At 32.6% G+C, this 12,342-nt stretch carries 12 protein-coding genes; 10 read left to right on the top strand and 2 right to left on the bottom strand.

Annotated elements, in window-relative coordinates:
• Positions 1–3: 3 nt before the first annotated feature.
• From ACFSC2_RS03235 to ACFSC2_RS03205, 7 genes are all read left to right on the top strand, one after another.
• Positions 4–786 carry a hypothetical protein gene (locus ACFSC2_RS03235; protein ID WP_379816180.1) on the top strand — a complete coding sequence of 261 codons (783 nt, stop codon included), beginning with the start codon at positions 4–6 and terminating at the stop codon, positions 784–786.
• A gap of 129 nt (positions 787–915) precedes the next feature.
• On the top strand, positions 916–1,929 hold the full coding sequence (gene murB / locus ACFSC2_RS03230; protein WP_379816179.1) for a UDP-N-acetylmuramate dehydrogenase: 1,014 nt from the start codon (positions 916–918) through the stop codon (positions 1,927–1,929).
• A 57-nt stretch (positions 1,930–1,986) separates the two neighbouring features.
• A complete protein-coding gene (locus ACFSC2_RS03225; RefSeq protein WP_379816178.1) occupies positions 1,987–2,601 on the top strand; it encodes an FMN-binding negative transcriptional regulator in 615 nt (204 codons plus the stop codon).
• An 86-nt stretch (positions 2,602–2,687) separates the two neighbouring features.
• Positions 2,688–3,794 carry a glycosyltransferase gene (locus tag ACFSC2_RS03220; RefSeq protein ID WP_379816177.1) on the top strand — a complete coding sequence of 369 codons (1,107 nt, stop codon included), beginning with the start codon at positions 2,688–2,690 and terminating at the stop codon, positions 3,792–3,794.
• Positions 3,785–4,336, top strand: coding sequence for an RNA polymerase sigma factor (locus ACFSC2_RS03215; RefSeq protein ID WP_379816175.1), 552 nt, complete (start codon positions 3,785–3,787; stop codon positions 4,334–4,336). Before ACFSC2_RS03220 ends, ACFSC2_RS03215 begins: the two co-directional genes overlap by 10 nt.
• Positions 4,337–4,485: 149 nt before the next feature.
• Positions 4,486–5,316: an energy transducer TonB gene (locus tag ACFSC2_RS03210; protein ID WP_379816174.1), complete on the top strand. Its 831-nt coding sequence runs from the start codon at positions 4,486–4,488 to the stop codon at positions 5,314–5,316.
• Between the two features lie 195 nt (positions 5,317–5,511).
• Entirely contained in the window at positions 5,512–5,892 is a 381-nt protein-coding gene (locus tag ACFSC2_RS03205; RefSeq protein WP_379816173.1) for a PH domain-containing protein, read from the top strand.
• A 62-nt stretch (positions 5,893–5,954) separates the two neighbouring features.
• Here ACFSC2_RS03205 and ACFSC2_RS03200 read toward each other — a convergent pair whose 3' ends face one another.
• Positions 5,955–6,824, bottom strand: coding sequence for a M48 family metalloprotease (locus ACFSC2_RS03200; protein WP_379816172.1), 870 nt, complete (start codon positions 6,822–6,824; stop codon positions 5,955–5,957).
• A gap of 185 nt (positions 6,825–7,009) precedes the next feature.
• The gene (locus ACFSC2_RS03195) at positions 7,010–7,873 is read right to left on the bottom strand and encodes a M48 family metalloprotease (RefSeq protein WP_379816171.1); all 864 of its coding nucleotides are present in this window, start codon (positions 7,871–7,873) and stop codon (positions 7,010–7,012) included.
• A gap of 308 nt (positions 7,874–8,181) precedes the next feature.
• Between ACFSC2_RS03195 and lipA the strand changes: the two genes are divergently transcribed.
• The 3 genes from lipA to ACFSC2_RS03180 all read left to right on the top strand — a co-directional run bounded on the left by lipA (position 8,182) and on the right by ACFSC2_RS03180 (position 12,319).
• Positions 8,182–9,048: a lipoyl synthase gene (gene lipA / locus ACFSC2_RS03190; RefSeq protein ID WP_379816170.1), complete on the top strand. Its 867-nt coding sequence runs from the start codon at positions 8,182–8,184 to the stop codon at positions 9,046–9,048.
• A 74-nt stretch (positions 9,049–9,122) separates the two neighbouring features.
• Positions 9,123–10,121 carry a type I glyceraldehyde-3-phosphate dehydrogenase gene (gene gap, locus ACFSC2_RS03185; RefSeq protein ID WP_379816169.1) on the top strand — a complete coding sequence of 333 codons (999 nt, stop codon included), beginning with the start codon at positions 9,123–9,125 and terminating at the stop codon, positions 10,119–10,121.
• A 26-nt stretch (positions 10,122–10,147) separates the two neighbouring features.
• On the top strand, positions 10,148–12,319 hold the full coding sequence (locus ACFSC2_RS03180; RefSeq protein ID WP_379816168.1) for a tetratricopeptide repeat-containing hybrid sensor histidine kinase/response regulator: 2,172 nt from the start codon (positions 10,148–10,150) through the stop codon (positions 12,317–12,319).
• The last annotated feature ends 23 nt before the right edge of the window (positions 12,320–12,342 follow it).

Genomic DNA, 12,342 nt, shown 5'->3' with positions numbered 1-12,342 from the left:
AAAATGAGTGGATATTTCAATTATTATAAAATCGACACAGATAGAACATCAATCAACTTATTACAAAAACTGACTGACGTAAAATTAACGAAAAAAAAACATCACTATTTTCCAGACAAGCTGATTTCTAATTTTAAAGATTACATAACTGAGATTAACAAAAACTCGATTTTTACCCCACTTTCATTTGAAGAAATAATCTTTAAAACAAAAACTGATTTTTGTAAAATTAATCATTTCGAGTTTGAAGCAATAATTAATTGGATTGATGACTATTACAATGATGAAGTCGAGGATATTGAGACATTTCATATTGATTTAGGATTCAAGGAAATCTTAACACTTCATTCTAGATTCGAAAACCAAATTTTATCTATAGGAGAAGATGGCTTAAACATGTATTACCAAAAAATAGCAGAAAAAGAAGGATCTTCTAAAAAAGTAGATATTTCTGTACCTTCAAACGCGAGGGAAATAGAATTAGTAATAGATTTTTTAATCATTTTATCAATCAAGTTTATAATCTCTAACATAGAAGCTTACTCAACCGAAAGAGAAGAACTAATCGGCAAACTAAAAGGTTTAGAAGAAAACAAATTATTAACAGAAGCCTCAAATCTATTTTTTGATATATTAGAAGACAAAAAAAACGATTATACCAAATTATATCACGATACAATTGATTATTTCATTGAATGTGCGGAATCTTTTTTATACTCAATAGAAGATTTTAAAACCGAAATAACGAATTATGATGGCTTTGTTTTTAGAGAAGACCGTTTCTAAATCACAAAACGCATAAGAATCGTCTCGACAAAAACAAGCTTTGCGGACTTTGCGCAAACTTTGCGTCTTTGCGGTTAAACCAAAACTTATAATCCTTACTTTTGAACCATATTAAAAAGCCTTTTATCTATGGAAATCCAATCCAATTTTTCTTTAAAAAAACATAACACATTCGGTATTGAAGCCAATGCCAAACAATTTGTTGCCGTTCATTCTGTTGTAGAATTAAAAACGATTTTACAGGAAAACAAAAACGAGAAAAAATTTATTTTGGGAGGCGGAAGCAATATGCTTTTAACTAAAGACATTGACGCACTTGTTATTCATATTGATTTAAAAGGCAAAAAAATAATCAAAGAAGACGATGATTTTGTTTGGGTAGAAAGTCAAGCTGGGGAAACTTGGCATGATTTCGTTTTATATACCATTGACCATAATTTTGGCGGTTTAGAGAATATGTCGCTAATTCCTGGAAATGTGGGCACAACCCCAGTTCAAAATATCGGTGCTTACGGAACAGAAATTAAAGACACTTTTGTTTCTTGCGAAGCGATGAATATTGCAACTCAGGAAATGAGAACTTTCGACAATAAAGAATGCAATTTTGGCTACCGTGAAAGTATTTTTAAACACGAAGTAAAAGATCAATATATTATTACGTCTGTTGTTTTTAAATTGACTAAACGAGATCACAAAATCAATACTTCTTACGGAGATATTTTGGCTGAATTGGCCAAAAACAATATTACTGAACCTACTTTAAAAGATGTCAGTAATGCAGTAATCGCAATTAGACAAAGTAAACTTCCTGATCCGAAAGAGTTAGGAAACAGCGGTAGTTTCTTTAAAAACCCAATTATATCAAAAACTCAATTTGAGGAAATTCACCAGAAATTCCCAGAAATGAAGTTTTATAAAGTTTCTGAAACCGAAGTAAAAGTTCCTGCCGGCTGGCTGATTGAGCAAGCTGGTTTTAAAGGAAAACGTTTTGGAGATGCTGGTGTTCACAAAAATCAAGCTTTGGTTTTGGTAAATTATGGAAATGCAACGGGACAAGAAATTTTAGCCGTTTCAAAAGAAGTTCAAAAAACTGTTTTTGAAAAATTTGGTATTCAGATTGAAGCTGAAGTAAATGTGATTTAAGACTACAAACCTCTGAACCTCTGTCTCTTTGGGTCTTTGAACCAAAAAAAGAAAAAAATGTACACACCAGACTTATACAAAAACGAAAATCAGGAAGAAATCAGAGCATTTTTAAAAGAAAATAGTTTCGGAATTCTCATTAATCAAACCAACGGAAAATTAACTGCAACTCATATTCCGATTGAATTAGGAATTAATGCCGACGGAAAAGAAATTTTGGAAGGTCATATTTCAAAACTAAATCCGCAAGCTGACGGCTTTAAAGAAAATGACCAAGTTTTGGCTGTTTTTACGGGACCGCACAGCTATATTTCTTCTTCTTGGTACGATCATGAAAATGTTCCTACTTGGAATTACATAGCTGTACATGTTTATGGAAGAATCAAAATAGTAGATTACGAAACTTCAGTAGAGCAATTAAAAAAACTGGTTGACAAATACGAAGCAAATTCTGCGAAGCCAATTCGTGTTGAAGATTTATCTTCAAAAACAATGCGCGAAGCCAGAGGAATCTTTGGTTTTGAAATAGAAATTGAGGAAATTCAAGCCACAAAAAAACTCTCTCAAAACCGTGACGATCACAATTATAAAAACATAATTTTGGAACTAGAAAAGACCGAAAACCCTCAGTCTATTGCCGTTGCAAAAGAAATGTCAAAATGCCGAAAGTAAATCGGTTTTACTTATTGAATTTAAAGAATTCATAAGTACATTTGCAGTCGCAGAACGTGAATTTTAATAAGAACCAAATAAATCAGATGCTTATATACATATTTTACTTTTTTATTGCTATTGTTGTTGTTCAACTTTTTTATTATCTCGGAATTTTTGGAAAGTTTGCTTTTGCCAAACCTCAACAAATTACACCTAAAAATATTTCGGTTTCTGTAATTGTTTGTGCTAAGAACGAAGAAGAAAACGTAAAAAAATACATCCCGCTTTTGGCAGAGCAAGATTATCCCGATTTTGAAATCGTTTTGATTGACGACGCATCAAGTGATGAAACTCTTGAAATTTTCGAAGAATTTGAACAAAAATATTCAAATATTCGTTTGGTAAAAGTAGAGAACAACGAAGCTTTTTGGGGAAATAAAAAATACGCCTTGACACTTGGAATAAAAGCTGCAAAAAAGGAATATTTATTATTTACGGATGCCGATTGTTATCCTTCTTCTAAAGATTGGATTACAGCTATGACCTCGCAATTTACTGCCGAAAAAACTATTGTTTTGGGTTACGGCGGTTATGAAAAAGTAGAACGCTCATTTTTAAATAAAATTATTCGTTTTGAAACTGTTTTAACAGCAATTCAATATTTTTCTTGGGCAAAATCGGGACTTCCTTACATGGGAGTCGGTCGAAATTTGGCTTACAAAAAAGAGGAATTCTTTAATGTAAACGGATTTATCGATCATATTCAGATTCGTTCTGGTGATGATGATTTGTTTATCAATCAAGCGGCTAACAAAGAGAATACTACCATTTCTTACACGCCAGAAAGCTTTACTTATTCTGAGCCTAAAAAAACTTTTGGAGAATGGTTCACACAAAAAAGAAGACATATCTCTACTGCAGAACATTATAAGTTTTTTGATAAAATGCAGTTAGGTTTATTTTTCTTATCACAATTATTTTTCTTTTTATTAGTTATAATACTGCTGTCTTTCCAATTTGAATGGATCGCCGTTTTAGCAATTTTAGCAACTCGTTACACTGTAGTTTGGACAGTAATAGGCTGTTCTGCAGGAAAACTAAAAGAAAAGGATTTAAAATTTTGGTTTCCAGTTGTTGAGATAGCACTTATATTAACGCAAATTAATATCTTTATAACTAATATCTTCTCAAAACCAGTATATTGGAAATAAATTCTAAAATAGAAAAAGCAAAAAAAGGCGATCAGATCGCCTTTACTTTTTTATTAGATCATTATTGGAATGAGGTGTACGGCTTTATGCTTAAACGTACCGAAAACGAAACCATTGCAGAAGACATTACAATAGAAACTTTTTCTAAAGCATTTGACAAAATAGCTTCTTATAACCCAGAATTTCAATTCAATACATGGCTGATTGCTATTGCAAAAAACGTCTATATTGATTTACTTCGAAAAAAGAAAACCAATCTTTTTATTGAAATTACTGACAACGAAGATCAGCAGGCTTACAATATTGCTGATCCCACTCCATCTGCAGAAGATGCATTAATTAAAGAACAGAATCTTTCTCGTCTGCTCCTATGCATCAAAGAACTTAAACCACATTATCAAGAAGTGATTCAGCTGCGATATTTTCAAGAAATGTCTTATCAGGAAATTGCTGTTAAGATAGACGAGCCTTTGAGCAGTGTAAAAGTAAAACTTTTGCGTGCTAAAAAATTATTGGCAGAAATTATCGAACGTAACAGATAATTTATTATCTTTAATAAAAGAACAAGAATTTCTTTTCTTTGTTCTTAAAAAGTTAATTATTCCACACATTAAAACTACAATTCCTATTGTAGCTCAACCAAAACTTATTGCGTATGATTTAAAGTTACTTAACCTTAAAACCCAAAATTATGTCTAAATTAAGCCTTTACGAATCCAAGTGGACTGATCTTGTTTTCGAAAACAGAAACAAAGAGTATGGAGCGTATCAATTACGCCAAGAGAATGCTAAAACCACTGTCACTGCTCTATTTATGGGTTTATTGTTATTAACTGCTGTGAGTAGCATACCTGTTTTGATTAATCAATTCAAAACCGATCCGATTGTGGAACCTAAGGAGCCGATTGACATACCGCTTACGCCCGTAACAATCGATCCGCATGTTATAACGCCTCCGCCGGCGCCAATAGCACCGCCAGTACAACAAAGTACTACAACTGCTACAGATGCTAAACAATTAGTTAATCCTGTAGTAAGTAAAACTCAAGATGCGGTACAAAATATTGCACCAAATGTTGATAACGTACCAACTGTTGACAATGCTAATTCGGGAACTGGACCTGCTACTTCTAATCCGTTACCAGGAGGTCCTGGCGGCGTAGAAAACGGAAGCCCTGTTTCAGTTACTCCAACTAATGAACCGTTTATTCCAACTGCTCTAGATAAGATGCCTGAGTTTCCTGGTGGAATCCAGAATTTCTATAACTATGTTGGAAGAAATTTTAACAGACCAGAACTTGATGAAGAAAAAACACTTAGAGTATATGTTTCTTTTATCGTTGAAAGAGACGGATCTTTAACAGATATCGTTGTGAAAAACGATCCAGGTTATGGAATGGGAAAAGAAGCCATTAGAGTTTTAAAATCATTAAAAACTAAATGGTCGCCTGGAATTCTTGATGGAAAAGCAGTGCGTACCGCATATAATCTTCCGATTACAATAAAAACGGAAATACAATAAATAATAAAAAAGCAGAACTTAGGTTCTGCTTTTTTTTTGCTTTCATTCCACTAATGATTAAAAGGTTAAGTTAAATCAAAAGATTCACTATAAATCTAAATTTAACTTAACCTTTTAATCGTGTAAAAACTATTCTGTTTTTATTACTTTTACTACAAATAAATCAATTTACTTAAAAAATCAAAAACAAAAACAATGGGAATATTTTCTGCAATTCTTGGCAATGCAGGCGCTGTAAGCCAAGAAGATTTAATTAAAAGATACGGACAGCTTTTGACTGATAATGAAGAAATCGAAATGGGTTTTAAACTTATTCGTGATACTTTTATTTTCACTAACAAAAGATTAATTCTGGTTGATGTGCAAGGTCTTACTGGAAGCAAAACAGAATACAAATCTATTGCGTACAAAAGCATTACAAGATTCAGCGTCGAAACTGCTGGAACTTTTGATCTTGATGCCGAATTAAAAATTTGGGTTTCAAGCGAATTAAATCCGAGTATTGTAAAGCAGTTCAATAAATCGGTTAATGTTTATGATGTACAAAAAGTACTTGCATTCCACGTTTTAGGATAAAAAAAAGAACCCCGACAAATCTTGAATCTGTCGGGGTTTATACTTTTCTACTTTAAAGATTTTTATTTCTTCTTTTTTGTAGTTTTTTTAGTCGTTGTCGCTTTCTTTGTTGTTGTAGCCGGAACAGTGTTCACGATTTTTTGCTGTACATACAACTTGTAGGCACCATCTTTTTCTGCTCTTGCTTTCGCATCATCTGCTCTTTTTTTAGAATCTGGATGTGAACTCATCATTTGATCAATAAACGACGCTTCTGCACCTTCGCTCATTTTAGCTAAAATTCTAAATGCAGATTCTTCCGCATTCACATTGTAACCATTTTTTTTCATAAAATTATAAGCAAACAAATCTGCTTCTGATTCTTGCTTACGACTGTATTTACTATCGATAATAGCGCTTCCAATTTTACCAAGCTGACTGTCTGTTACAGTTGCAATAGTAGCCGATTGAGAAGCTGCACCATCCATCAAAGCTTCTTTTTGATATGCTGCTCTAATTGCATCTCTAGAATCATTGTTGATAACGTGGCCAATTTCGTGTCCAATAACAGCAATTAATTCATTATCATCCATAATGTCCATTAAACCAGAATATACACGAACACTTCCGTCTGCAGTTGCAAAAGCATTAACTTCTTTTATTTTGTACACTTTATAATTTAGTGTAACGCCATCTGTAGTAGCATGTTTTCCAAATACTCTATTCAATCTTAAAGTATAACCATCTGTAGGTCCGGCAATTTCGTGTTCAGCATCTAATTTATCTACTGCTTCTTTAGATAATTTTGCAGCATCGGCATTACTAAATGTAAAACCTGCAACACCTTTTTGAACTGCACCTATTGCTTTTTCACCAAAATTAATCTGTGCTGTCATTTTAGTAAAACTAAAAGATGCCAACACAAGTGTCATTATTACAAAGTTCTTTCTCATATTTTTTATAATTACAATTTAACATCAAATGTAGTACAACAAAATATTATTTCCATTTTATTAAAAACTTCTTTTTTAACAAATAAAGATATAAATTTTAGGCGAATTAAGAATGCATTTAAAATGGTATTTTCATGACATAAAAAAAACCGGCAGATCTAAGATTTACCGGTTTCCAACAATAATTATTTCTTTTTTGCTGTCTTTTTTGGAGTTGTAGCCTTTTTTGCCGTTGTCTTTACCACTGGCGCAGTATTATCAATCTTTTGCTGTTCATAAGCTTTATACAATCCGTCTTTTGTTGCTCTCTTTTTCGCTTCATCGGCTCTTTTACCAGAATCTGGGTGCGAACTTTGCATTTTAGCAAAAAACGAAGCGTCTTGACCTTCACTTAATTTCTGAAGAATTCTAAATGCCGATTCTACGGCATTCACATCATAATTATATTTTTTCATAAAATTATAAGAAAACAAATCGGCTTCTGATTCTTGCTTTCTGCTATGTTTACTATCAATCATTGCACTACCCAATTTTCCTAGTTGAGAATCTGTAAGAGACGTAATTTTTCCTGACTGAGCTGCTGCAGCATCTAATAAAGCTTCTTTTTTATATGCCGCTTTTACAGCATCTCTTGAATCATGATTTACAACGTGGCCGATTTCATGACCTATCACAGCAAGTAATTCATTATCATCCATAATATCCATTAAGCCCGCAAATACACGAACACTTCCGTCAGCCATTGCAAAAGCATTTATATCTTTTACTAAATAAACTTTATAATTCAAATCAACACCTTCACTATTAATATGATTACCAAACAATCGATTTAATCGAAGTGTGTAACCATCGGCTGGACCTGCAACAGGATTATTTTGATCCATTACAACAATAGCTTCTTTTGCTAATGCAGCGGCATCTGCATCACTAAAAGTAAAACCACTTATACCTTTTCCTACAGCTCCCATTGTTTTGTCTGAAAGAATTTGCGCATTCATATTTGTAAAACTAAAAGAAGTAAATAAAATTCCTAATACAATAAATCTCATTTTTTATAATTTTTTAACTGATTAATATTAACAACAAAATTACTACAGCAAAAAACTACCATTATCCCGTTGAGCCTAATTTATAACAGATTAAGACAGAATCTTGATTTTTTAAAAGACTCAAAAAATAGCACAAACAAATATCAGAAACTCAAAAAACAGGATTTATAAGACTCAATAAAACAATAATTTAACACTAAAATTCAATATTTTTCAAACAGCGATACTAAACTTGAGAATAAACGAATAGCAAATTAAAGCGTTCAAATAAACTACATTCCGTATCTTTGTCTTTTGAATATTGATATATGGAAACAGTCGTTGAAAATATACCACCTGCAAAACCAAAATGGTTAAAGGTTAAACTTCCAATTGGACAAAAATATACCGAACTTCGAGGTTTGGTTGACAAATACAGCTTAAATACAATTTGCACCTCGGGAAGCTGCCCAAATATGGGAGAATGCTGGGGAGAAGGCACCGCTACTTTTATGATTTTAGGAAATGTCTGCACGCGTTCCTGCGGTTTTTGCGGCGTAAAAACCGGAAGACCAGAAACGGTAGATTGGGACGAACCTGAAAAAGTGGCTCGTTCTATTAAAATTATGAACATTAAGCATGCTGTTGTGACAAGCGTTGACAGAGACGACTTGAAAGATGGCGGTTCTATTATCTGGATGGAAACTGTAAGAGCTATTCGCAGAATGAATCCGAATACAACTTTAGAAACTTTAATTCCTGATTTTCAAGGAATGGAAAGAAACATTGACCGTATTGTAGAAGCCAATCCAGAAGTGGTTTCGCACAATATGGAAACTGTTCGCCGTTTAACACGTGAAGTTAGAATTCAGGCAAAATATGACCGAAGCCTTGAAGTGCTGCGTTACTTAAAAGAAAAAGGAATTAACAGAACTAAATCTGGAATTATGCTTGGTCTTGGAGAAACTGAAGAAGAAGTTTTTCAGACTATGACCGATTTAAAAAATGCTAATGTTGATGTGGTAACTATTGGACAATATTTACAACCAACAAAAAAACATCTTCCTGTAAAAGAATTTATTACTCCTGAGCAATTTGCCCGATACGAAAAATTTGGTCTTGATCTAGGATTTAGACATGTAGAAAGCGGACCACTAGTTCGTTCTTCATATAAAGCACAAAAACACATTCTTTAAAAAAAGTTATTCGTTTAACTATCCGATTTAAAATTAAATTGGATAGTTAAACTACCTAACAAATTACCGTTCATTTGAAAACAAGAGTAGCTATTAATGGATTTGGAAGAATTGGAAGAAATTTATTTCGCCTGCTTTTAAATCATCCCGACATCGAAGTTATTGCCATAAACGATATCGCGGACAACAAAACAATGTCGCATTTAATTAAATATGACAGTATTCACGGCGTTTTGCCTGCTGCCGTAAATTTTGATGAAAATGGAATTATTGTAGACGGGCGTCATTTTTTCTTTTTTCATGAAAAAAATATCATAAATTTAGATTGGAAATCACACAATATTGATTTTGTAATTGAATCAACAGGTAAATACAAAACACATGAAGATTTAAATCTTCACTTAGAAGCGGGAGCTAAAAGAGTTATTTTATCAGCTCCTTCTGAAGTTGACACTATAAAAACAGTAGTTTTAGGAGTAAATGAAAATATCTTAGAAGGTACAGAAAATATTGTTTCTAATGCGAGCTGCACCACTAACAATGCTGCACCGATGATTAAAATCATCGAAGAATTGTGCGGAATCGAGCAAGCTTATATTACAACGATACATTCTTTTACAACAGACCAAAGTCTTCACGACCAGCCGCATAAGGATTTACGCAGGGCGAGAGGTGCAAGTCAGTCAATTGTTCCAACAACTACAGGAGCAGCTAAGGCATTAACAAAAATTTTTCCTAAATTGCATAATAAAATCGGAGGTTGTGGTATTCGTGTACCAGTTCCAGACGGTTCATTGACAGATATTACCTTCAATGTAAAACGCGCAGTGACCATTGAAGAAATTAATAAAGCATTTCAAGAAGCCTCAAAAACAAATTTAAAAGGAATATTAGATTATACAGAAGATCCGATTGTTTCGGTCGATGTAATTGGCAATACACATTCGTGTTTATTTGACGCACAACTCACTTCGGTTATCGATAAAATGGTAAAAGTTGTAGGTTGGTACGATAACGAAATTGGCTATTCATCACGATTGATAGATTTGATCTTACTGTTAAGAAAAAAATAAAATTCATTGTAAAAGCATTGCAATACATGAAATACTATCTTTTTATTGTTGTTTGTTTTTTTACTTCGTTTTTGTATTCTCAAACTAAAAAGAGTACAGACAGCGTTTCCTATTATAACAAGCTGGCCAATGCCAATCTTAACAATAAAAAGTACAATCAGGCAGTACTTTACACCAAAAAATCAATTAATTTTTGTGAGGCAAACGGTAAAAAAGAAAACCTGGCCAATCAGACTTTTAAGCTGGGGAAAATTTATTACAATCAGCAGAAATACGAAGAGGCTTTAAAAAATTTTCATAAAACTGTTTCTCTCTTTGATACTTTAAAACCAAGCTGTACCAAAGTATTGGCATTGCATTATATTGGCGTAACTAATACAGCAAAAGGCGATTATAAAACCGCTTCAACTTATTATATAAAAGCTCAGGATCTCCTAAAACAGCTTAATATTGTTGATCATGCCGAAGTTTTAGATTATCAAAAGGCATTAGCACTAAAAGCCAATAAAGATTTAACACAAGCAGCTAAGACTTTTCAAAAAATAACGAAAAAGACAGACAATGCATCTATTTTAAAAACAAAAATAGATGCCTATTATCAGCTTGGACTAATTGAAACACAGCTTAAACGAAATGATTCTGCTATTATTTATTTTGATAATGCATTAGAATACAATGCAAAAACAAATGATCTTGCACAGAAATCTAAAATTGTATTAGCAATCAGCCAATTCTACAAAAAAAACAGAAACTTTGATTTGGCCTATTCTTATTTGGACGAGCATTACCAAATCGAAAATTATCTTTTAAGATTAAAAAATACCAAGATTGATCTTAATGAATTCGAAAAATTCAAAAAAGCACAGTCTTTAAACAATACAATTAAACGGGAAAGCGAAGAAAAAATTCAGCTCAAAACGTATCGTTACTCCAAACTTGTTAGTATTCTTGCCATTGCATTGATTTCGATTTTGTCACTTTTAAGCTTGGCTTTGTATAAAAACAATATCATCAGAAATCAGAATAATTTATTGCTTCGAGAGAAAAACAAAGAATTGATTCTTGCCAAAAATAAAGCTGAAAAAGCTTCAAAAGCACGTTCCGAATTTTTATCAACCGTAAGTCATGAACTCCGGACGCCATTGAATGCTATTAACGGAATTACTCATATTTTATTAGAAGATAATCCGAAGAAAAAACAATTAAAATATTTAGAATCACTTAAATTCTCTGGAAATTACCTCACTACATTTATCAACGAAATTCTTGAGATTAACAAAATTGATTCGACTAAAGTTGAAGTAGAAAATATCAGTTTCAACTTAAAGGAACTTCTCTTCAACATTCAAAGTTCTCTTAAAGAATTAGCTACCGCCAATAAAAATTATTTCAATTTAGAAATAGACAAAGCAATTCCCGACAACTTGATTGGCGACCCTACCAAATTATCTCAGATCATTCTAAATTTGATTAACAATGCTTTAAAATTTACTCAAAACGGCCACGTAAATGTCATTGCAAAACTCTATTCTCAAGAAGAGGAAAATGCAACTATATATTTTGAAATTGTAGATACCGGAATCGGAATTCCTGAAGATAAATTACAATCTGTTTTTGAAAGTTTTTCGCAAGGATCTATTGAAGTAAATAGAAAATATGGCGGCACAGGACTTGGCCTAACCATTGTAAAAAAACTAATCGAACTGTTGGGCGGCGAAATCAAATTAAAAAGTGAAGTGGGTAAAGGCTCTACGTTTACTTTCAAATTAAATTTTCAAATTAATAATGAACCATTGGAAGTAATCGAAGAAGTTAAACCTTACAGCGATAAACAATTGAAACATAAATCAATTTTACTGATTGAGGATAACAAAATCAATCAGATGATTACGCGTAAAATGCTCGAAAACAAATCCATAACTTGTGAGATTATTGATAACGGTGAAGAAGCAGTTGATTTGTTAAAAGTCAAACGTTTTGATATGATTTTGATGGATGTGCATTTACCAGGAATCAACGGAACAACTGCAACGAAGTTAATTAGAGAATTTGACAAAGCAACTCCAATTATTGCTTTAACCGCTATATCACTTGACGAAAATAGAGATATGCTGCTTTCTTTCGGAATGGATGATGTGATCACAAAACCTTTTGTTCCAGACGAATTTTACAGCACAATTGCTAAGTTTTTTGATTAATTTCTAAGTTGCTGAGATACTGA

It is taken from the genome of Flavobacterium artemisiae, assembly GCF_042678225.1.
Lineage (GTDB): Bacteria > Bacteroidota > Bacteroidia > Flavobacteriales > Flavobacteriaceae > Flavobacterium > Flavobacterium artemisiae.
The sequence above is the reverse complement of the archived record's forward strand: the minus strand, read 5'-3'. Positions and strand labels throughout refer to the sequence as shown.

What these genes read in the sequence shown, in the direction of transcription:
- ACFSC2_RS03235 (WP_379816180.1), top strand. Translation starts at nt 4, where the DNA reads ATGAGTGGATATTTCAATTATTATAAAATCGACACAGATAGAACATCA.
- murB (WP_379816179.1), top strand. Translation starts at nt 916, where the DNA reads ATGGAAATCCAATCCAATTTTTCTTTAAAAAAACATAACACATTCGGT.
- ACFSC2_RS03225 (WP_379816178.1), top strand. Translation starts at nt 1,987, where the DNA reads ATGTACACACCAGACTTATACAAAAACGAAAATCAGGAAGAAATCAGA.
- ACFSC2_RS03220 (WP_379816177.1), top strand. Translation starts at nt 2,688, where the DNA reads ATGCTTATATACATATTTTACTTTTTTATTGCTATTGTTGTTGTTCAA.
- ACFSC2_RS03210 (WP_379816174.1), top strand. Translation starts at nt 4,486, where the DNA reads ATGTCTAAATTAAGCCTTTACGAATCCAAGTGGACTGATCTTGTTTTC.
- ACFSC2_RS03205 (WP_379816173.1), top strand. Translation starts at nt 5,512, where the DNA reads ATGGGAATATTTTCTGCAATTCTTGGCAATGCAGGCGCTGTAAGCCAA.
- ACFSC2_RS03200 (WP_379816172.1), bottom strand. Translation starts at nt 6,824, where the DNA reads ATGAGAAAGAACTTTGTAATAATGACACTTGTGTTGGCATCTTTTAGT.
- ACFSC2_RS03195 (WP_379816171.1), bottom strand. Translation starts at nt 7,873, where the DNA reads ATGAGATTTATTGTATTAGGAATTTTATTTACTTCTTTTAGTTTTACA.
- lipA (WP_379816170.1), top strand. Translation starts at nt 8,182, where the DNA reads ATGGAAACAGTCGTTGAAAATATACCACCTGCAAAACCAAAATGGTTA.
- ACFSC2_RS03180 (WP_379816168.1), top strand. Translation starts at nt 10,148, where the DNA reads ATGAAATACTATCTTTTTATTGTTGTTTGTTTTTTTACTTCGTTTTTG.